Below are 20,503 nucleotides of genomic sequence, written 5' to 3'. Positions count from 1 at the left end.
TGCGGTTATGGGCATGTGAAACGGGGAAGCTGGAACGGGTTGCGGATGCTGTTCGGGGCAAACTCCAGCGTGACCTGATGTCCGTCGACGTTGAAGGTCGCCTGACGGCTCAGGCTACCCGCGCCAGGGCTGGTGCGCGCCTTGTCGAAAAAGCGGTTGAGCGCCCAGGAACCGTTAGTTACCAGCGTTGCGGTGCTGCCATTGGTCAGACCGAGCTGCATACGCACCTGGTTCGTCCCGCCCGGCCCCGGCCAGTTCATGATCTGCACCGCCTGCGGACCGTGGCTGTAGCGCAGCAGCTGGCCGTCCACGTCCAGCGTCAGGTTCAGAATGGTGTTGTCCATCCGCACGGTGCGCACCGTGACCTTAAAGGATGGCGTGGTCGCGCCGTTGGCAAAGAAGGCATCGCGGACAGACTGCGCCTGCTGGAACGGACGCAACAGCCCTTCGCTGCCCGACAGCGTTTTACCGTCGATGCCCGGCATAAAGCGCCAGTTCGCCTGGGTGGTGTCCACCTTGTTGGTCAGGTTGTCGCGGAAAAAGGTGTCCATCAGTCCGGTGCCCGGCGCGAACATGCGGGCGAGATCGTCCGGCGTCACCTCGGTGCTGGCGCTGCGCACCAGTGGATAACGCCCGGCAATCGCCTGACGGCAGAACCCACCCACTTCCACGTTAATGCGCTTACGCACGTTCTCCAGATCGCGACGCTGGGTATCGCTGCTGGCGCCGACGGCCATATTGCTGAACATGGTTTGCAGCCCGCCCGGCAGACGTCCCGCGCTGGCTTGCAGGCGGCTGATTGCATCGCCGCCCGGCGCGGGCATACCGCTGTTTGCCGCATCCTGAACGGCGGTCAGGTAGCGATAAAGCTCGTCAACCTGCTTAAGAAAATCGTCAAAGACGATGGTCTTGCCACCCTTCTCCAGCGGCTGCGCCAGCTCAATCATCGGCGCATAGTGGTCGGTCACCAGTTGCTCAGGCGCCTGCGTCACGACCGCGCCCTGCGTCGGGGCATTGTCACCGTTGCTGAACAGCGCTTCCAGCGTGCGGGTGGCGCGGTTGCTTTGGTCTTCCGCTTTCTGCGCATCTTCCGGCGCAGGCGCAGTGCGCGACAGGGTCAGCACCTTGCTCAGGTTAAGCACCAGACGGCGCAGCGGCGAGTTGGTGCCTGAAAGCAGGCGCGCGGTGTTAATACGCTGGGAAAGATCGGCGCTGTTGTTGAGCTGAATGTCAGCGAGAAAGCGATCCCAGTTGACGATAAAGTCGCGCATGTATAGCTGGCGCACGGCGTTATCGATCTGCTGTTTATCTTCCTGGGCGGTGGTCGCTCCCAGTACCCAGGCATCGTCCTTGTGCAGGGCGGTGGTCACGCTGTCGATCTGGTCGTTGAAGCTCTTCCAGTAGCCGTCCGGCGTATAGAGGCCCGGTACGCCCTCACTCACCGGCTTGCCGCTTTTACGGGAAAACACCAGCTCGCTCTGCGGGCCGCCGAGATCTGAAAGCGAAACCGGCTTCAGGTTTTCATCATGCTCCAGCAGACGTTTCAGGCGGCCATATACGCGTGTTGAGAGCGGCTGCTGGTTGATAAGCGCCCTTTCACGTGCCACCAGATCCTCATCCTGCGCATACGGTGAAGCCTGAATTTTTGGCTCCAGCAGCTGCGTCAGGTGCCATTCCAGCTCCTGAAGCTGCGCCTGCGTCACGTTCTGCGGCAGGTTGCGTTGCAGGTTGAGCATCACCCACGAGTGCAGGAATTTGCCGTCATAGTGCTTCGGCTGATAGAGCATCTGATAGGCTTTCAGCGCCTCGTAGCTGTACTCCACGTCGCTGCCGTTGTCGTTGCGCAGCCAGGTGGTAATGTGCATCGCCACGGCGGGCAGCAGCATCTGATCCAGCGCCTTCTGGTACAGAGACTGCGAGGCATCGCTGACGTCATCCCCGCGATAAAGCCCCATGCGGCGGGAAACCGGCGGGTCGTTAACGTCGAAGGCATTGCTTTTCGGCAGATCCACCAGGCTGTTAAGCAGCGGCAGAAGCGCAAACAGATCGCGCTGGGGCTGGTTTTGCAGCGCCTTGCTCTGCTGCTCCAGCATCGGCACTTTTGCGTCCACTTCTTCCAGATAGGCTTTATTTTTGGCGTAGCTGGTCAGCCACAGGCCACCCAGGATCACCAGCAGGGCCAGCAGCGCCGCGTAGCCGGACCACATCACGGCGCGGTTGCGCAGCTCCCACCAGCGGTTTTCCCCGGCGATGCCCGCTTCCTGGAAAATGACGTTTTGCAGCAGGTTTTTAATGAAGAAGCTTTGGCCCTTCGCGCCCGGGATCGGCGCCTCTTTGCTCACCGAATCCCAGCGCGTGCTTTCCCCCCCTTCAGGTAAGGAGAGCGCGCGGTTCAGCTCGCCCATCACGCGGTCAAACGGCATCCCTTCCTGAGTGCCACTGGCAAAGTAGATGCCGCGCGGCGAAAATTCGGTTTCGAAGTTTGAACGGGCAAAGACCGTGCTCAGGTAGTCTGCCAGCAGCGGACGCAGCGCGGCGAACTCCTGCGGGAAGAGATAGGCTTCCGCACGGGTTTTGGCGTCATGCTCTTTGAGCATGGTTTCCGGAAGGCCAGCATCCAGACGCTGTTGCAGCAGGGAAAATTCCTGCTGGAAGTTGCCCATCAGGTCGTAATCGGCGTGTTTGGTCTGCTCCCACGGCAGCGTAAAGCCCCAGATCTGGTCGCGCTGGGCTTTGTCGTAATCCGCAAACCAGGCGCGGAAGCCTTTAAGCAGGTCCGCTTTGGTCACCATCACATACACCGGGAAGCGAATACCCAGCTGTTCATGCAGCTCGGAGAGACGCTGGCGCAGGTTGACCGCCTGCTGGCGCGAGGCCTCAGCGGACTGCGAAAGCAGGTCGGAAATGCTGATGGTGATAATCACGCCGTTGATGGGCTGGCGACGGCGGTATTTACGCAGCAGGTTGATAAATTCCAGCCACTCCCCGGCGTCCTGAACCTGCTCACTCTCCTGAGTGGTATAGCGCCCCGCGGTATCCAGCAGAACCGCCTCGTTGGTGAACCACCAGTCACAGTTGCGCGTGCCGCCAATGCCGCGCAGCGCGGTTTTACCGAAGCGGTCCGCCAGCGGGAATTGCAGCCCGGAGTTGGCCAGCGCGGTGGTTTTACCGGAACCCGGCGCGCCAATAATGACGTACCACGGCAGCTGATAGAGGTACTGCGTGCTGAAGCGCTGCGTCCACTGCGCGCCATGTCCCGCTTTGCTGAAGTGGGCTTTTTTCAGCATCTGGGCGGCTTCATCGAAACGCCCGGCAAGGATCTGCTCCTCGCTGTTCAGACGTTTCTGCGGATCGGCCGCCTCCGGGCTGGTGGTATTTTCGTTGAGCTTGTCCATCAGCTTACGGTTCAGCCAGGCGTTATACAGCCGCGGCAGAATGTGGCTCTGGGCCCAAATCAGGTAGACCACCGCAATGCTGATGACGCGGTTCTGCTCTGATTCAAGGGGCCGGGTATCCACGATGGACAGCAGCGGGCCAATCATCCAGATGACCGCCGCGAGCGCCGTTACGCCCAGGAAGCTCAACAGAATGCGATTGGTCAGTATAGAAAGTAGAGTTGTCAGCATCCTTAGTTTCCTTGCGGCAATCCGTTCAGCTCGGCCTGTGTATTGTCAGGCGATACCAGCAGCGTAATCTCCACGCGGCGGTTACGGGCGCGATTTTCAGGCGTGGTGTTAGGCGCTACCGGGTTGATCTCGCCCCGCCCTTCGGCTTTGACGCGCTCAGGCTGCGAGAGGCTACCCTGGAGCTGTTTTTGCACCGAACGGGCGCGCTCAAGCGAGAGTTCATAGTTGGAGGCGAAGCGTGCGCTGCGGATCGGCACGTTGTCGCTGTACCCCACCACCAGAATTTTGCCGCTGACGTTATTCATCGCCTGGGCGATGCGGTCGATGACCGGCTCATAGCGATCGCGCACCACCGTTGAGGCCGAGGCAAAGAGTCCGTCCCCTTTCAGGATCACCACGCTGCGATCCGCCTCATCCTTAACGGCCACCAGACCGGCATCAATTTCTGGTTTCAGGAAGCCGCGCAGGTTCAGCACCGCCGGCAGCTGACGCGCAGGCTGCTGGATCGTGGTTTCCGGCAGTTGGGACTGGTAAATTTTCGCCAGCACCGGGCTGGTGTTATCACCCAGACGCCAGTTCAGCACGATATAGAACAGGCAGGCGATAAAACCGACCAGCGCCACGCACGCCCAGAGTGGGATCATCGGCCGCCAGAGCTTGCGCAGAACGGGGCGATCTTCCGGGTGCGGCGAGAGCGGCGGCGGGTAGCTGCCGCGCACGCCACGGATCATCTGCCACAGGCGCTGTTTGATGGTTTCAAGCTGGGTCCGGCCATTGTCCAGCACGCGGTAGCGGCCTTCAAAGCCGAGCAGCAGACAGTAGTTGATCATCTCCAGCAGCAGAATGTGTTCGCGCGGATTCTGCGACAGACGCGCCAGCAGCTGGAAAAACTTCTCACCGCCCCAGGTTTCGTTATGAAACGTCACCAACAGACCATTGCTTGACCAGACGCCGCTGCTTCCCCACGGGGTCAGCGCGGCGGCTTCGTCCAGCGCCGTGCAGAGGCAGTAGCGCGCGCCGACAATCACTTCATACGGTAAGCCCGCCTGCTGGCATCGCACTTCGAAACGGCGAATTTCGTCAATCAGGCGCTGGCGCAGCCCGACCTGATCGTCGTGGGAAACCGAATGACGGATTTGCGGAATCGCATTGAGCAGCGGATTGGCGGCCGCCACCAGCTGATTGTTCCCACTGGCTCCGGTAAACACGGCATCACTGCCGGTATCCTGTCGTTCCTGCATATTAAGCGCTCGCTTTATTATTCTGTCGGGCTACGGATGGCCCAGAACTCCATATCGAGACCCGGGAATTCCCCTGCGAGATGCAGCGCGAATGCCCCGGACTTGTCCATCTCGTGCCACAGTTCGCTGCCCCTCTCGAGCTCGAAATAGCTGTAGCCTGCATGCCACGGGATCTGCGGCGGCGCGACGGGCATTGCCCGAAGCATGATGCCCGGCAGCTGGAGCTGGACCAGATCGCGAATTTTCGACACTGGCGCAACCTTCATCTGGGCAGGGAAATGGGTTTGCAGGTGTTCGCCGGGGACATTGGCTTTTACCGCCAGCACGAAGCCAAATTCGCGGACCATGCTGGTCTCCGGCACGGTGGCGATGTTCAGCCCGTGGGAGCGTTCGTGCAGCGGCAGCTGGATGGCATGATCTTCCATGACCAGCGACAGCCCCTGACGCAGCATCAGCATCAGTTTGCTGAAGCAAACGGCGAGATCGTCATGGTCGTATACCGGCAGTATGCTCTCTGCGGTACGCTGCGGCGTCCAGGTGGCGAGCTCCGTGGCGAACGGCAGCCAGCTGCGCCAGAGCGCTTCCGGGTGAAGCAGCGGCAGCGTTTTTAAATGTGAGACGTCGCCAAGGTGGCGGTTGATCAGCGAGAGAAGCGTGAACTCAACCATCTCGGACGTATTGAAACGCCCCGGCTGGCGCAGTCGACCGCCGATCTGCTGGCTACGCTGCACCAGCAAGCCGTGCAGGTCATTGATCATGCCGTACAGCTGCGGGCTGTTATTGGTGTTCAGCATTGGCGGGATGTAGCTGTTATCCAGCCGCACGTGGTTATCGTTGCGCTTTTCGGTGACGTACGCCACGCCGATGGCGGTCCATTCTGCCGTCAGATCTTTCTCCAGCATCAGGGTCAGACGCAGGCGGCCAAACTGGACCGTCGCCTCCCCGACCGACATGGCGTTGTCGTCTTCCACCTCTTGTTCAAAGGTAATAAAACGCGCCAGAGAAGACTGCTCCTCGCTGAAAATCACCTCTTCACGGCCACCGCGACGAACCGGCAGCGCAAGCACCACCTTTTCATTGGTGAGATTATCGGGGATTTTTAGCGGAGCCGGACCGTTGCGGTCGCTGCGAACCTGGAAAAAGGTGCCGTCAGGCAGCAAACCGCTACAGTAGCTCAGGGCAATACAGCCCTGGCGAAGCATCGCTTCATCCAGCTCAAGGTCGAGAAAGCCCCAAAGATACGATCGCTGCAAGGCCCCCCACTCACGAACGTGGTTGAGGAGGTAGCTTTCTGTCCGCTGAAAATGGTGGGGACGCAGGAACATGCCCTCGGTCCAGACGACCTTTTCTGCTTTCGTCATGATGATCTCTTTCCTGTTATGAAGGGCGTTACTGGCTGATGACCCGGATACCATTTACGTCAAGAAAGACGCTGGCCTGGAGTTCATCTGCGGACCATTTCCAGAACTGGTAAATCGCGTTTTCGCCGGGAACAGGCAAAGGAAGTGAGACGCGCCATTTTTTGCCGTCCAGCGCCTGGTATTCCGCCATCACGCCGATATAGCGCGCTTCCGGTGAGCTTTGTCCGCTCAGGGTTTTCGAAAGCTGGCCCGGCATCAGGAAGAACACATCGCTGTTCAGCAGATTCGCGCCAAGCGTGGCTGACGCATTGTTCTGTAAGGAGTAGAAGTCACTGGACATGAAATCCGCATCGGATTTCAGCAGCAACACTCTGACCTTAAGCGGCGCAGAATCATTGATTTGAGGATGAGCCTGAAACTGAAGATTGTAGCGGGAGGGGTCGCTGTGTGAAGACGACGTACAACCACCGATCAGCGCGAGAATCAACGCAAAAAAAGGGAACCACATCCGATGAAAATTTTTATTATTCATAAAAATATGCTCGTGAAACCCATTTAGTTCAGGATCCAGGTACCGTTCGCGCTGTCTTTGCAGGCTTTGCTGTTGCCATCGACATCAACACAGGTGGTTTTCTTACGCGCTTTCGGGCGCAGTGCCTGTTTACGCACGGTGGCTTCGTACTGGTCAGCCTTGATCACGGCACGCATCGGAACGTAACCAATCAGCTGTTCACTCCCTTCATCGGCCAGCGCCATCCAGAAATGTTCAACCTGCCCCAGCACGACGTAAGTTTTACCGGTCTCAAGCGTACGGATCACTTTTCCGCCGTAGTCAGGACGGCTCATCAGGGATGCCGGGTACATGGCACGGTACGGTTCATTCACCTGAGTGAACTCCGCCGGAGGGGTAACAGCGTGACGGTGCGTCAGCGTGATGCCATTCACCTGGCTGGTCACAATCGTATCATCGGTGATCGCTGGTTTCTGCGGCGCCTTACAGCCCGCCACCGCCATAACAAACAGAAGTGATAACAATACGCGCAGTTTCATATGCTTTTCCGTAGCGATATTTAGAGGATGAAGAGAGGGGATAAAATTTGACTTAGGTGCTATTGTTAAAATAGTCAGGTTTTTCCGGGGCGTTACTATTATTTGGGCATAGCTACCGCACGAGCCTTGAGAATAAGGCCCAGCGTAATCCTGACATATTTTGACAAACGGTAAACAAGTTTACATGAGCTGGTCACCTTTTCAATATTTCCTTTCTCTCTACTACTGTTTAATGAAGCAACCGCCCCACCCTGAGATTAATCTGAAAAATACACAAGTCATGCAACACTATGATTTAAAAACAAAAATATACAAAAGAGAACCATTATCACTAACGTAACATCGCTATTTTCGCCACTACCATAATTAGTAGAATGGAGAATTTTTCAGTTGCGCATGAATATATTTCACGTGAATTATTTAATGTATTGATAGCATCTCTACAAAACTCAGGGACGCCATCCCAGCGAATTAAGAAAACATAGTAAGGATCGAGAAATTAATTTCACGCCACAAATTAACTTTATGCTCCCTCTTTCTGACGGTAATTTTTTCTCTTCCGGGTCGTATGAATAATTAAGCCTCACTACAATTTCATTCACCAGAGCATTGCTTAAAATATAACCATATCCTCCCGAATGGCGGATAAAAACGCTGCTTTCGACTGGCGAATTCTATTTTGTATTTTATCGTCACTACACTATCGCTTGCTTTTCTTCATTGCGACGACTTATTACTAACATGATGAAAATTTGTTATGCGTTCTTTGCTTTTCCTGGCCATAGCTCGCAGCACGAGCGGCAAAGACAGTGTAGTTGGGGTACAAAAGACGTGCCGTGGCCAGCATCGGGCGTTTGAACAGAACCGTGGATCATACAGTCAACGCTCTCCTCTTGACTTATTTTGTGATAAAGGTACTTTTCAGGACATGAAGAAGATCCTGATTATCGTTCCCGATGGTGGCATGTTGTTTGAGGCCGCCGGTATCGCCGACATTCTGATGCAGGCCAACCGGCTGCACCCGGACGGCTTTGCGCAGCCCCGCTACCGCATCATTATCGCCACCACCCAGCCTCATCTGGTGATCCACGGCCAGTCCGGCTTGAACCTGCTGGCGGACTATCGCCTGCCGGAGCTGGATCCGCGCGAGCCGCTGGACACGATCATCATTACCGGCCGCGGCATGAATGAGCTGGAGAGCACCGCCGTGGTGGACTGGCTGCACCTGGCCGCGCCGCATGCGCGACGCGTCGCCTCTGTCTGCGGCGGGGCCCTGCTGCTGGCACAGGCCGGACTGCTCGATGGGCGCCGGGCAACGACCCACTGGCGGCTTCTGGAAACCCTGAAAACCCGCTATCCTGCGGTCAACGTTGAGGGCGGCCCGCTCTATGTTCAGGATGGCCCCGTCTGGACGTCCGGCGGCGTCAGCTCCGGGTTTGACCTGACGCTGGCGCTGGTGGAGGATGATTACGGCTTCACCCTCGCCCGCAATGTGGCGCAGGATATGGTGATGTACCTGCGCCGGCCTGGCGGCCAGCTACAGTTCAGCCGCTATAATCTGGAGCAGTCTGGCGCGACCGGACCCGTCAGCGAACTGCAAAGCTGGATCCTGCAAAACCTCACCGCAGATTTGTGCGTCGAAAGGCTGGCCGAACGGGTCGCCATGAGCCCGCGCAACTTCACCCGCGTGTTCACGCGTGACGTGGGCGTGCCTCCGGCCCGTTATGTCACCGAAGCGCGCCTGGCCGCCGCCCGACAGCTTCTGGAGCAGACCCAGGATCCGCTTGAGGTCATTGCCGAAAAAAGCGGGTTTGGTACCAGCATCAACCTGCGCCGCGTTTTTGAAAAGCAGCTTCATCTCACGCCGGGCGAATACCGCCAGCGCTTCCACTGCCGCAGAATGGCGTAATATGATCCTTTTTTGTCATTTACGCCATCTGACCTGACGCCTACAGTAACTCCAGACAACACAGATAAGGAGTGCATCATGGTTAAGGTCGGTATTAACGGTTTCGGCCGTATCGGACGTAATGTCCTGCGCGCGGCGCTGGGCAACCCGGATCTCCAGATTGTGGCCATTAACGATCTGACGGACAGTAAAACCCTCGCCCATCTGCTGAAATATGACTCTCTGCTCGGCACGCTGCCGGTGCCTGTGGAAGCGGCGGACGGCGCGCTACAGGTTGACGGGCAACGCATCACCGTATTCAGTGAACGCGACCCGGCAAACATTCCGTGGAAAGACGCTGGCGTTGAGGTGGTAATCGAAGCCACAGGCTTCTTCACCGAACGTGAAAAAGCGGCGGTGCATATCACGAGCGGCGGCGCAAAACGCGTCATTATTTCCGCCCCGGCTAAAAATGATGATCTGACGGTGGTAATGGGTGTGAACCACACGCTGTACGATCCGGCCCAGCATTTTGTGATCAGTAACGGGAGTTGCACCACTAATGGTCTGGCGCCAGCGGCGCAGGTGCTGCACCAGCAGTTTGGCATTGAGCACGGGCTGATGAACACCACGCATGCCTACACCAACAGCCAGGCGCTGCATGATCAGCCGGAAAAAGATCTGCGCGGCGCGCGCGCGGCAGCATTATCCATTGTGCCTTACTCCAGCGGCGCGGCAAAAGCGCTCGGGAAAGTGATCCCCGAGCTGGACGGTAAACTCACCGGGTATTCTCTGCGCGTGCCGGTTCCGGTGGTGTCGATTGTCGATCTGACGGTGACGCTGAGCCGCAACGTAACCGCCGAAGAGGTGAATGACGCGTTCCGTCAGGCTGCCACCAGCGGGCCGTTGAAAGGCATCCTGGGCTACAGCGATGAACCGCTGGTCTCCAGTGATTATCAGGGCGACCCGCGCTCATCCATCATCGACGGGCTTTCAACGCTGGTGATTGGCGGGAATATGGTGAAGATCCTGTCGTGGTATGACAACGAATGGGGCTTCTCCAACCGTCTGGTGGATCTGGCGGTGCTGATGGATAAGAAAGGGTTGTAGCCGATCGCATTGCCGGGTGACGCTTGCGCATACCCGGCCTGCAAAATGGCCCCTCTGCCTGCTAACAGGGGGGCATCATGACACTCTTCAGAAATAATATTTAAACCGCACACGACCGCCATAACGATCGTCGTTCTTATCGCTTCCCTTTTTCGGCGACGCGTTCACCCACGAAGCGTAGGCGCCCAGGTAAATGTTAAAGTTCTTCATCTTCATTACGTTGGGAATAAGGTATGACGCATGGACAGTGTGAATATCATACTCACCCGGATCGGTGATCCAGCAATCATTCTCACACTCTGCGTCAAAGGTTGAAGTGTTAAATTCGTCGATTTCGTTATGCGCATAAATATAGCCCAGCTCAGCGTTACGCCACAGGACATTGACGCCGGAGGTGAAGTCCGTTTCGTCTGCGGCGTCAAGATACGCTGTGTTGAGATTCACGACTATGCCATCCTCTGGATCGGCTTTCAGACCATCCCAGGTCATGGTGAATCCGTAACCGGTGCGGTCAGACTGATCGACCCAACGACCCGCGTCATCCCGATAGCCATAAGCATTGTTGACCAGATTGGTTTCCATGGCGACGGCCGTTGAGAACGGGCCGTCCTGCCACGAAATAACTGGCCGGACATAGGCGACGTTCTTATCATTTTCCAGTTCCGCGCCATGGTAGCGCTGGTCGACGTACAGATCGCTGCCGTCTTTGAACAGCGTATTCAGCTCGAAATACCAGTTATCCAGCGTTTTACTCATCAGGAAGTTACCGCCGCTGTCGGTACGGCCACGCCCCTCTTTCAGCATATAAATGTAACCATAGCCGTCGCTATAAAGATCGTCCGCTGTATTGCCCGAGTATTCAACAAAGGTATCCTGGTTGAGCGGGAACATATCGTAGGCTTCAAAACGTCCAACTTTAATTTCCCAGTCGTTTTCTGCGCCAAAGAAAAATACCGCATCATCAAGGTACATTTGCCCTGCCAAATCGCCCAGTGGTTGTACAGAAAATCCGGAAAAATGGCCGTTATCCATTTTTCGATAACCATCAAACCCCAGCAAAATACGACCATTTATATCCCACCGTTCTTTATCTCCCGGCGCCCAGTCGCTATTAGCACTTTGCTTAACAGAAGTCAGACTGCCGGTTTTGCTGGCAGCATCCATATTAAATTCCACATCGCCATAAAATTTTATATCTCCAAAGCCCGAAAGCGTCAGCTTCGGTGGTGCGTCTTTATTGACGGGCTCTTCTGACTGTACGACCACGGGAGCGGCCTGCTGACTGGCCGCCTGCTGTTGTTTCAACGCCTCGATTTGCGCCTCCAGTTGCGCCAGTTTTTCATCTACGCTCGTCGCACTTTGTGCCGCAAAAAGAGAGCCAGAACAGAGTGCCCCCACGAGGACAACCATTTTTTTTAATTGCATAGAATCCATCCTGAAATAAAAGTGAATACCCAAAGTGATGGGTCACTCTATTTCGTCTAAATGCTTTTCGGCAGGCTATTATGTTTTTTGTTATGTCGGTTATGTTTTTTACTTTGTGTGACCTTCACAGAAAGTTATTCGCGGAATGTAATAAAGAAACACAACCCCGTTCACAGAATTAAAAAAGGTTGCAACCCATAAGCCTGGTCAATATTCATAGTGTGCCCTGACAGGATATTTAATTAAAATCACTCCCCAAAAAACATTCCCCGAGTAAATAGTTTTCGGCGCGCTTCTCACGTCCGGGCGCGGCGGTAAATCGTCTGGTAATGCGCAAAATGGGATATCTAACACGCGAAGCGGGCTATATTCGTCTAAGGTTTTCAGGTGATTGACGACAGCGGTGACGCTGCCCAGCGACGAATGGAGATGAACCGATGATAAAAACTCGAATGCTACACCCTGGCTTGTTACACCTTACGTTGGCAGGCGCCCTACTCGGTGTTACCGCATTTGGTTATGCTGAAGACCAGCCAACGAGCCAGCAAAGCTCACCTGATATTCTCCTTGGCCCCCTCTTTAATGAAGTACAGAGCGCCAAACTGTTCCCGGACCAGAAAACCTTCGCGGATGCCGTTCCCAAAAGCGACCCGCTAACCATCCTGGCGGATTACCGGATGCAGCATACCCAGTCCGGTTTTGACCTGCGCCACTTCGTAGAGATGAACTTTATCCTGCCGAAGGAAGGTGAGAAATACGTTCCCCCTGAAGGCCAGAGCCTGCGCGAACACATAGACGATCTGTGGCCTGTACTGACCCGCACCACTGACAAAGCGAACAAATGGGACTCCCTCCTGCCCCTGCCAAAGCCCTATGTCGTGCCGGGAGGACGCTTCCGCGAAGTCTATTACTGGGACAGCTATTTCACCATGCTGGGGCTGGCCGAGAGCGGCCACTGGGATAAGATCGGCGACATGGTGGACAACTTCGCTTACGAGCTTGATACCTGGGGCCATATCCCTAACGGTAACCGCAGCTACTACCTGAGCCGCTCTCAGCCGCCTTTCTTCTCGCTGATGGTGGAATTGCTGGCCACGCATGACAGCGACGCGTTGAAGAAATACCGTCCGCAGATGGAGAAAGAGTACGCTTACTGGATGGAGGGGGCTGATGGGCTCCAGCCTGGTCAGGCGAACAAACGCGTGGTGAAGCTGGATGACGGCTCGATCCTCAACCGCTACTGGGACGATCGGGACACGCCGCGCCCTGAGTCGTGGCTGGATGACGTGACCACCGCCAAAAATAACCCTAACCGTCCGGCCACCGAAATTTACCGCGATCTGCGCTCTGCCGCGGCCTCGGGCTGGGATTTCAGCTCCCGCTGGATGGACGATCCACAGAAGCTGGGTACCATCCGCACCACCAGCATCGTGCCGGTGGATCTGAATGCGCTGATGTTTAAGATGGAAAAACTGCTGGCCCGCGCCAGTCAGGAAGACGGCGATAACGCCAGTGCAAGTAAATATGACGCGCTGGCCTCCGCACGTCAGAAAGCCATGGAAAGCCACCTGTGGAACGATAAAGAGGGCTGGTATGCGGATTACGATCTGAAAACCGGGAAGGTGCGTAATCAGCTGACGGCCGCAGCCCTCTTCCCGCTGTATGTGAAGGCCGCATCACAGGATCGCGCCGATAAAGTGGCCGCAGCCGCGTCGTCACGCCTGCTGAAACCGGGCGGTATTTCTACCACCACCATCAACAGCGGGCAGCAGTGGGATGCGCCGAACGGCTGGGCGCCGTTGCAGTGGGTAGCGGTGGAAGGGTTGCAGAACTATGGTCAGCAGAAAGTGGCGATGGACGTAACCTGGCGTTTCCTGAAAAACGTTCAGCATACCTACGATCGCGAGAAGAAACTGGTTGAGAAGTACGATGTCTCTTCGACCGGTACCGGCGGTGGCGGCGGTGAGTATCCGTTGCAGGACGGTTTCGGCTGGAGTAACGGCGTGACGCTCAGGATGCTGGACATGGTCTGCCCGAAAGAGAAGCCGTGCGACAGCGTACCGGAGAATCAGCCTGCGGCAAACGATGATGTTGCACCTGCGAAACAGGCGGCGCAGTAGCGCCCCTCACCCTGACCCTCTCCCCGGTGGGGCGAGGGGACGGTTCCGTGCAATAGATTGGCCCGGTAGCGAAGCGCCACCGGGCTTTTTTCAGAAGCTGTAACTCGCCCCGACCTGGAACGTGCGGTCACGGCCTATCCAGCAGTTGGTCGCGTCATAGCAGGTGAGGGTCTCTTTGTTGGTGACGTTCTGCGCGCTCGCTTTCAACGTCAGCCCCTCCAGCGATGGCGCCAGCTCGCCCATGCGGTAAGACGCCGCCAGATCGTATTGCGTCGTACCGCCCAGCTTGCCTGCGTCGTTGGCTGGCGAGATCTCCATCGGCCCGGTGTAGCGTGCCCCTGCCCCCAGCGTTAACCCTCTCAGCGGTGTGCTGTCAAAGGTGTAATCTCCCCACAGATTAAAGGCGTTCTCAGGGACCTGCGTCGGTCGTTTGCCCTGGTACTTGTCATCTTCGGTATTGATGGCGTGGGTGTAGGCATAGTTGGCAATCAGCGTCAGGTTATCCGTTGGACGACTCATAGCGGAAAGCTCCGCACCTTTCGATTCCACTTCCCCGGTCTGGCGATAGTTGAGGAAGCCCGGATCGCTGGTCACCACATTTTTCTGACGAATGTTAAACACCGAGGCGGTGAAGGTGGTTGCGTATTCCGCCAGCAGGTATTTCACCCCACCCTCCACCTGCTTGCTGGTGGTGGGCTTAACGTCTTTCGCGGTCAGCGTGCCCTGCGGCGATACCGGGGCGAACCCTTCCGAATAGCTGATAAACGGTGAGAGACCATTGTCGAAGGCATAAAGCGCGCCCAGTCGCTTGGTGAGGCGATCCTGCGATACCCAGGCTTTGTCACCGTTTTGCAGATAGTTGGTGGTGACAGAACGGTAGTCGTCATAGCGCAGGCTGGCCAGCACGTTCAGCCCGCCAAACGCAATCTGATCCTGGAGGTAATAGCCATTCTGCTGATAGCTGAGACGGTTTTTCTGCGCGGTTTCAAGCCCCAGCGCATCGTTATCGATCTGCGAGTGATCCGGATTACGCATATCGATACCCGGTGTGGACGAGGCGTAACGATAGTGGAAGTGAGAGTTCAGCTTCTGGTAGTCAAAGCCCGCCAGCAGATGATGTTTCCAGTCCCCCAGCGCGACGGTTCGGGTGACTTGGTTATCAATGTTGAAGCTCTGTAAATCTTCATCCGTGGTATAGGCGAAGCGGTTAAGCTGGTAGACCTCGCTGCCCGTCCCGGTTGAATAGGCGCTGCGCTGGTGGGTGTCCACGTCAAAGTAGCGCGCTTTCTGGCTAAAGCCCCAGCCACTGTCAAACTCATGTTCAAAGCTGTAGCCCAGCATCCACTGACGCTGCTTAAAGCCGCTCCACTCATCCCCGGCATAGTCACGACGATCGGCGTATTTAGACCGTAGATAGCTTAGCGGCATCGGATCAGACGGCGTCAGGCTCGGCGTATTTTGCGCCAGCGCGTCAATAGTCAGGCGCGTTTTGTCATCCGGCTGCCAGGTCACGGAGGGGGCCACCAGATAGTTTTCATAGCGCGTGGTGTGCGCCTGTTCGTCACTCTCTGTCGCTTTACCCAGCAGGCGATAGTTCCAGTCGCTGGTCGCAATCTGCCCCGTGGAATCCAGGTACCCCTCTTTCAGATTGCGGTTTCCGGTATTAAAGCCCAGCTCCGTTTTCGCCTCTTTCTGCGGCTTTTTACTCTGAATATTGACCAGCCCGCCCGGGGAGCCACCGCCATACAGCACTGATGACGGCCCCTTCAGGATATCGACGCTCTCAATCAGCAGCGGATCGATTCGCGCTTTAGTGTTCCCGGTGACGTTATAGGGAAGTTGCAGGCCGTTGTAGAACTCCTGCTCGACGTTGAACCCGCGGATTTTGTACTCGCTCATGTAAGAGGTGCTCCCGCGCACCTCCGTGGAAACGCCCGGCGCATAGCGCAGGATCTCGTTTACCGAACTGGCGTGCCGCTGCTCAATCTCTTTAGCGGCGATGGTGTTGATCACCTGGGGCGTTTTACTTTCCGCGACGGCTGATTTCGTGGCGCTGTTGGTCCAGGCAGGGAGCGCGCTGCCCTGCTCTGTACCGGTCACCACGATGGTGGGTTCTTCTGCAAAAGCCTGTGTTTGCAATGCCAGCGTGACGGCGCCTGCCAACGCGCATAACGCAAAACGTGAGGTGCTCATAGTGTCGTCTTGTTATTAGATGCCATTGGGAACGCCAATTATTATCATTTCCATTAGCAAATCAATATCGGCGGAGAAAAACAGATCGTTTGTATTAAGTTTCATGCCAGCGTGCCGATAACCCAGAGACAGTCTGTCATCTATCGAGGAGCCATCTGGCGTGAGTAGCTACAGTGAGCAGTTCCTGAAACAAAATCCGCTGGCTGTATTAGGGGTATTACGCGACCTGAAAAAGGGCGAGGTGCCGCTGCGCATCAACTGGTCAACCAGCCAGTTTATCAGCAAGATCCTGGACGTGACGGCAGAACACCTGATCGTGGATCTGGGTAGCCAGAGCGAAGAAAACCGTGCCGCGCTCCAGGCAGAAAACCTCTCGGTGATGGCCGAAACGCAGGGGGCTAAAGTCGAGTTTATACTGCCCCGCCTGACCACGATCGCGTACCAGGGTTTGCCTGCGTTTATCGCTCCCCTGCCCGCTAACCTCTGGTTCGTGCAACGCCGCGAGTTTTTTCGCATCAGCGCCCCGCTTCACCCGGCCTATTTCTGTAAGGCAAAAATGCCGGACAAAAAAGAGATCCGCTTTCGTCTCTTCGACCTGTCACTGGGCGGGATGGGCGCGTTAATGGATACGCCGGAGCCGGAAGGACTGGTGGAAGGCATGCGTTTTAGTCAGATTGAGCTGGATATGGGCGGATGGGGACGCTTCTGGTTTGACGCCCAGCTGATTGCCATCAGCGAGCGTAAGGTGGTGGACAGCAAAAACGAAACCATTACCACGCCGCGACTGAGCTTTCGCTTTCTGAATGTCGGGCCAGGCGCCGAACGCGAACTACAGCGCATCATCTTCTCACTGGAGCGTGAAGCGCGGGAACGCGCGAACAAAGTGCGCTGAAAGGCGTCGGGCAGCATGCTGCCGCCCGACAAAGGCGTTACATGGCGTCCATCGCTTTCTGTACTTTCCAGATATAACGTGGAGCCTGTGCTGACGGATGATTCTTCACAACGTGCTCGAAGAATTCATCTTTATCCATATCGTTAATCTCTTCTATCGCCTCTTTGCGATCGGATGAGAAGGTTCGGAGCAGCGCGCCGGCTCCGTTAACGTACGACACCACCAGCGCATATTGCATCACTTCCGGATCGTCAATCCCCTTCAGAATGCCATGCTCGAGAATACTCAGGTAAGCGGTTCCCATAGAGATATTACGTTCCGGGTTTTTCAGCTCGCTGGTGGATGGCTGTCCCTTCCAGCCCATGTAGCGATAGACCTCTCTTCCCGCCGTCGAGGCTTTTAACTGCATCAGCCCCACCGCATTCGATTTACTCACCAGCGTCGGGTTGCCACCGGATTCCACGGCAATGATCGCCGTGATCAGACGCGGGCTCACGCCCCAGGCCTTCCCGGCTTGTTCGCTGATCGGCATCCACTGCATGGCCCGCTTTACCGGCACTTCAGGGTTCCAGGGGGGATTTTGATAATCATGTTTTGAACTACAGCCAGCGAGCAGCACAATCAAAAAAGCAAACCATCTCAATTTCACGTCATCTATCCTTATAGCCGGTCATCGCGGTACGTCGCCCCTTGAAGCAGGCGGCGTATACGCGGCATGATATAGACAATTAGATTCTCATTCAGCAAGGAATTGCCATGCCTCAGTTTCATCTCATCGCACCGTCAGGCTACTGCATCAACCAGGAGGCGGCACAGCGGGGCGTTCAGCGCCTGCTGGAAATGGGCCATCAGGTAGAAAATCAGACTATTATCCCCCGCCGTATGCAGCGTTTTGCCGGTACGGAGGCGCAGAGACTGAGCGATATCAACAGCCTGGCGACGCTGGAAGGTGAAAACACTATTGTGCTGGCCGTGCGCGGCGGCTATGGCGCAAGCCGGCTGCTGGAGAGCATCGACTGGGCCGGGCTGGCCGCGCGCCAGCAGCAGGATCCGCTGTTAATCTGCGGACACAGCGATTTCACGGCGATCCAGCTCGGCCTGCTGGCGTTGCATAACGTCATTACCTTTAGCGGCCCGATGCTGGCCGGCAACTTTGGTGCGCCGGAGCTGGATGCGTTTACGCAGGACCATTTCTGGCGCGCCCTGCAAAACCCGACGTTCACCGTCGAGTGGCAAGGCAATGGACCGCACTGGGAATGTGAAGGACAGCTGTGGGGCGGCAACCTCGCGATGCTGGTGTCGCTGATTGGAACGCCGTGGCTACCGCAGATCACGGACGGCATACTGGTGCTGGAAGATATCAACGAACACCCGTTCCGCGTCGAACGTATGCTGTTGCAGCTGTATCACGCCGGGATCCTGGATCGGCAGTCGGCCATTGTGCTGGGCAGTTTTAGTGGTTCAGCCCCCAACGATTACGATGCGGGCTATTCCCTGGAGACGATGATTGATTTCATTCGTTCCCGGCTGGATATCCCGGTGATCGCCGGTCTGGATTTCGGCCATGAGCCGCAAACCGTTACCCTGCCGCTGGGTGCCCAGGCGCACCTTGTACACGATAATTCAGGCAGTCGGTTAACAATCAGCGGTCATCCGGTCTTAAAGGCATAAAAAAGCCGTTATTCCCCCTCAATAAAACGCAGTTAACGTTGTTATTATGTTAGGGTTTTAATAACAGCGTTCACATTGAGGTGGGAGTAAGACGACATTGGGTGCCACAGCGATAATCAGTCTTTTCATTCTGGGTTCCATCCTGGTAACCTTTAGCATTTTATTAAGTTCATTTTCATCGCGTCTTGGCATACCTATTCTTGTCATTTTCCTGGCTATCGGCATGCTTGCCGGGATCGACGGTATCGGCGGTATCCCCTTCGATAATTACCCTTTCGCCTATATGGTGAGTAACCTCGCGCTGGCGGTGATTCTGCTGGACGGCGGAATGCGCACCCAGGCAAGTTCGTTTCGCGTTGCCTTAGGCCCGGCGCTGTCTCTGGCGACCGTCGGCGTGCTGATCACCTCCGGCCTGACCGGCATGATGGCGGCCTGGCTGTTTAACCTCGATATAATGGAAGGCCTGCTGATTGGCGCGATTGTCGGCTCTACCGATGCGGCGGCGGTTTTCTCACTGCTCGGCGGCAAGGGGCTGAACGAACGCGTTGGCTCCACGCTTGAGATTGAATCCGGCAGTAACGATCCGATGGCGGTGTTCCTGACCATTACCCTGATTGAGATGATCCAGCAGCACGAAACCGGCCTGAGCTGGATGTTCGCCTGGCACATCCTCCAGCAGTTTGGCCTCGGGATTATCATTGGTCTCGGCGGCGGTTACCTGTTACAGCATACGATTAACCGTATTACGCTGCCTTCCGGCCTTTACCCGCTGCTGGCCCTGAGCGGTGGGATCCTGATCTTTGCCGTCACCACCGCGCTGGACGGCAGCGGTATTCTGGCGGTTTACCTTTGCGGTTTCCTGTTGGGCAACCGACCGATTCGCAACCGTCACGCCATCTTGCAGAACTTCGACGGTCTGGCCTGGCTGGCGCAGATCGCCATGTTCCTGGTGCTGGGCCTGCTGGTGACGCCGTCGGACCTGCTGCCTATCGCCGTACCGGCGCTGCTTTTGTCGGCCTGGATGATCTTCTTCGCCCGTCCGCTGTCGGTGTTTGCCGGGCTGCTGCCGTTCCGCGGGTTTAACCTGCGTGAGCGGATATTTATCAGTTGGGTGGGGCTGCGCGGCGCGGTGCCAATTATTCTGGCAGTGTTCCCGATGATGGCCGGGCTGGACAACGCCCGCCTGTTCTTCAACGTCGCCTTCTTCGTGGTGCTGGTGTCGCTGCTGTTCCAGGGGACGTCGCTGGGCTGGGCGGCGAAAAAAGCCAAAGTGGTGGTACCGCCCATTGGCTGGCCGGTCTCCCGCGTGGGGCTGGATATTCACCCTGAGAATCCCTGGGAACAGTTTGTCTACCAGCTAAGCGCCGATAAGTGGTGCGTGGGCGCGTCCCTGCGCGATCTGCATATGCCCGCTGAAACGCGCATTGCCGCCCTGTTCCGGGATAACGCCCTGCTTCACCCGACCGGCAGCACGCGGCTGCGTGAGAACGATATCCTCTGCGTGATTGGCCGCGAGCGCGACCTGCCGGCCCTCGGCAAGCTGTTCAGCCAGTCGCCCCCGGTGGCGCTGGATCAGCGTTTCTTCGGCGATTTTATCCTCGAAGCCAGCGCCCGCTTTGCGGATGTGGCGCTGATTTATGGCCTGGAAGGTGGACTGGAGAATCGCGATAACCAGCAAACACTGGGTGAAATTATTCAGCAATTATTAGGGGCTGCGCCGGTCGTCGGTGACCAGGTGGAGTTTGCCGGGATGATCTGGACGGTAGCGGAGAAAGAAGATAACGCGGTGCGCAAAGTCGGCGTAAGGCCAATGGAGGAGGAGGCGGAGTAGCTGCTTTTTAGCCGGGTGGCGGCTTCGCCTTACCCGGCCTACAAAACCCCGAACGTAGGCCGGGTAAGCGTTAGCGCCACCCGGCACACACACAA

The 20,503-nt window shown here is 56.7% G+C and carries 14 protein-coding genes and 1 pseudogene; 6 read left to right on the top strand and 9 right to left on the bottom strand.

Annotated elements, in window-relative coordinates:
• Nucleotides 1–5: 5 nt before the first annotated feature.
• The 5 genes from tssM to O1722_RS09735 are packed head-to-tail and all read right to left on the bottom strand — an operon-like array spanning nt 6 to nt 7,278.
• Nucleotides 6–3,626, bottom strand: coding sequence for a type VI secretion system membrane subunit TssM (tssM, locus tag O1722_RS09755; RefSeq protein ID WP_100151263.1), 3,621 nt, complete (start codon nt 3,624–3,626; stop codon nt 6–8).
• 2 nt (nt 3,627–3,628) lie between these two features.
• Nucleotides 3,629–4,867: a DotU family type VI secretion system protein gene (locus O1722_RS09750; protein WP_003859963.1), complete on the bottom strand. Its 1,239-nt coding sequence runs from the start codon at nt 4,865–4,867 to the stop codon at nt 3,629–3,631.
• A 17-nt stretch (nt 4,868–4,884) separates the two neighbouring features.
• Nucleotides 4,885–6,228 (bottom strand): type VI secretion system baseplate subunit TssK, encoded by a 1,344-nt coding sequence (gene tssK, locus O1722_RS09745; protein WP_033486827.1) that lies wholly within the window; start codon nt 6,226–6,228, stop codon nt 4,885–4,887.
• A 28-nt stretch (nt 6,229–6,256) separates the two neighbouring features.
• Nucleotides 6,257–6,760: a type VI secretion system lipoprotein TssJ gene (gene tssJ, locus O1722_RS09740; RefSeq protein ID WP_022648418.1), complete on the bottom strand. Its 504-nt coding sequence runs from the start codon at nt 6,758–6,760 to the stop codon at nt 6,257–6,259.
• A 23-nt stretch (nt 6,761–6,783) separates the two neighbouring features.
• A complete protein-coding gene (locus O1722_RS09735; RefSeq protein WP_006810964.1) occupies nt 6,784–7,278 on the bottom strand; it encodes a hypothetical protein in 495 nt (164 codons plus the stop codon).
• A gap of 928 nt (nt 7,279–8,206) precedes the next feature.
• Between O1722_RS09735 and O1722_RS09730 the strand changes: the two genes are divergently transcribed.
• Together O1722_RS09730 and gap are read left to right on the top strand one after the other, a co-directional pair.
• Nucleotides 8,207–9,187 carry a GlxA family transcriptional regulator gene (locus O1722_RS09730; protein WP_033486826.1) on the top strand — a complete coding sequence of 327 codons (981 nt, stop codon included), beginning with the start codon at nt 8,207–8,209 and terminating at the stop codon, nt 9,185–9,187.
• A gap of 78 nt (nt 9,188–9,265) precedes the next feature.
• Nucleotides 9,266–10,276, top strand: coding sequence for a type I glyceraldehyde-3-phosphate dehydrogenase (gene gap, locus O1722_RS09725; protein ID WP_033486825.1), 1,011 nt, complete (start codon nt 9,266–9,268; stop codon nt 10,274–10,276).
• 87 nt (nt 10,277–10,363) lie between these two features.
• Here the strand turns inward: gap and O1722_RS09720 are convergent, their stop codons facing one another.
• The gene (locus tag O1722_RS09720; RefSeq protein ID WP_033486824.1) at nt 10,364–11,701 is read right to left on the bottom strand and encodes a carbohydrate porin; all 1,338 of its coding nucleotides are present in this window, start codon (nt 11,699–11,701) and stop codon (nt 10,364–10,366) included.
• A gap of 437 nt (nt 11,702–12,138) precedes the next feature.
• On the opposite strand from O1722_RS09720, the gene O1722_RS09715 reads away from it, so the two are divergent.
• A complete protein-coding gene (locus O1722_RS09715; RefSeq protein ID WP_033486823.1) occupies nt 12,139–13,821 on the top strand; it encodes an alpha,alpha-trehalase in 1,683 nt (560 codons plus the stop codon).
• Between the two features lie 90 nt (nt 13,822–13,911).
• On the opposite strand, the gene O1722_RS09710 is transcribed toward O1722_RS09715, so the two are convergent.
• Entirely contained in the window at nt 13,912–16,014 is a 2,103-nt protein-coding gene (locus O1722_RS09710) for a TonB-dependent siderophore receptor (protein ID WP_033486821.1), read from the bottom strand.
• Between the two features lie 160 nt (nt 16,015–16,174).
• Between O1722_RS09710 and ycgR the strand changes: the two genes are divergently transcribed.
• A complete protein-coding gene (gene ycgR / locus O1722_RS09705) occupies nt 16,175–16,906 on the top strand; it encodes a flagellar brake protein YcgR (protein WP_033486820.1) in 732 nt (243 codons plus the stop codon).
• Nucleotides 16,907–16,943: 37 nt separating this feature from the next.
• On the opposite strand, the gene emtA is transcribed toward ycgR, so the two are convergent.
• Complete coding sequence (emtA, locus tag O1722_RS09700) at nt 16,944–17,555, bottom strand: membrane-bound lytic murein transglycosylase EmtA (RefSeq protein ID WP_017384310.1); 612 nt, start codon at nt 17,553–17,555, stop codon at nt 16,944–16,946.
• Between the two features lie 107 nt (nt 17,556–17,662).
• Between emtA and ldcA the strand changes: the two genes are divergently transcribed.
• A complete protein-coding gene (gene ldcA / locus O1722_RS09695; RefSeq protein ID WP_032671646.1) occupies nt 17,663–18,577 on the top strand; it encodes a muramoyltetrapeptide carboxypeptidase in 915 nt (304 codons plus the stop codon).
• A 97-nt stretch (nt 18,578–18,674) separates the two neighbouring features.
• A complete protein-coding gene (locus O1722_RS09690; protein WP_017384312.1) occupies nt 18,675–20,408 on the top strand; it encodes a potassium/proton antiporter in 1,734 nt (577 codons plus the stop codon).
• Here O1722_RS09690 and O1722_RS09685 read toward each other — a convergent pair.
• Nucleotides 20,352–20,495: pseudogene (locus O1722_RS09685) on the bottom strand (hypothetical protein); the annotation flags it as partial. The gene O1722_RS09690 and the pseudogene O1722_RS09685 sit on opposite strands and share 57 nt — an antisense overlap.
• Between the last annotated feature and the right edge of the window lie 8 nt (nt 20,496–20,503).

It is taken from the genome of Enterobacter cloacae complex sp. HYC003_NIDB (assembly GCF_056673375.1).
The sequence above is the reverse complement of the archived record's forward strand: the minus strand, read 5'-3'. Positions and strand labels throughout refer to the sequence as shown.

Bases quoted from the DNA above. Each gene is read 5' to 3' on its own strand.
- tssJ (WP_022648418.1), bottom strand. From the start codon at position 6,760: ATGAATAATAAAAATTTTCATCGGATGTGGTTCCCTTTTTTTGCGTTG.
- O1722_RS09710 (WP_033486821.1), bottom strand. From the start codon at position 16,014: ATGAGCACCTCACGTTTTGCGTTATGCGCGTTGGCAGGCGCCGTCACG.
- gap (WP_033486825.1), top strand. From the start codon at position 9,266: ATGGTTAAGGTCGGTATTAACGGTTTCGGCCGTATCGGACGTAATGTC.
- O1722_RS09750 (WP_003859963.1), bottom strand. From the start codon at position 4,867: ATGCAGGAACGACAGGATACCGGCAGTGATGCCGTGTTTACCGGAGCC.
- tssM (WP_100151263.1), bottom strand. From the start codon at position 3,626: ATGCTGACAACTCTACTTTCTATACTGACCAATCGCATTCTGTTGAGC.
- tssK (WP_033486827.1), bottom strand. From the start codon at position 6,228: ATGACGAAAGCAGAAAAGGTCGTCTGGACCGAGGGCATGTTCCTGCGT.
- O1722_RS09715 (WP_033486823.1), top strand. From the start codon at position 12,139: ATGATAAAAACTCGAATGCTACACCCTGGCTTGTTACACCTTACGTTG.
- O1722_RS09735 (WP_006810964.1), bottom strand. From the start codon at position 7,278: ATGAAACTGCGCGTATTGTTATCACTTCTGTTTGTTATGGCGGTGGCG.
- O1722_RS09720 (WP_033486824.1), bottom strand. From the start codon at position 11,701: ATGCAATTAAAAAAAATGGTTGTCCTCGTGGGGGCACTCTGTTCTGGC.
- ldcA (WP_032671646.1), top strand. From the start codon at position 17,663: ATGCCTCAGTTTCATCTCATCGCACCGTCAGGCTACTGCATCAACCAG.
- O1722_RS09730 (WP_033486826.1), top strand. From the start codon at position 8,207: ATGAAGAAGATCCTGATTATCGTTCCCGATGGTGGCATGTTGTTTGAG.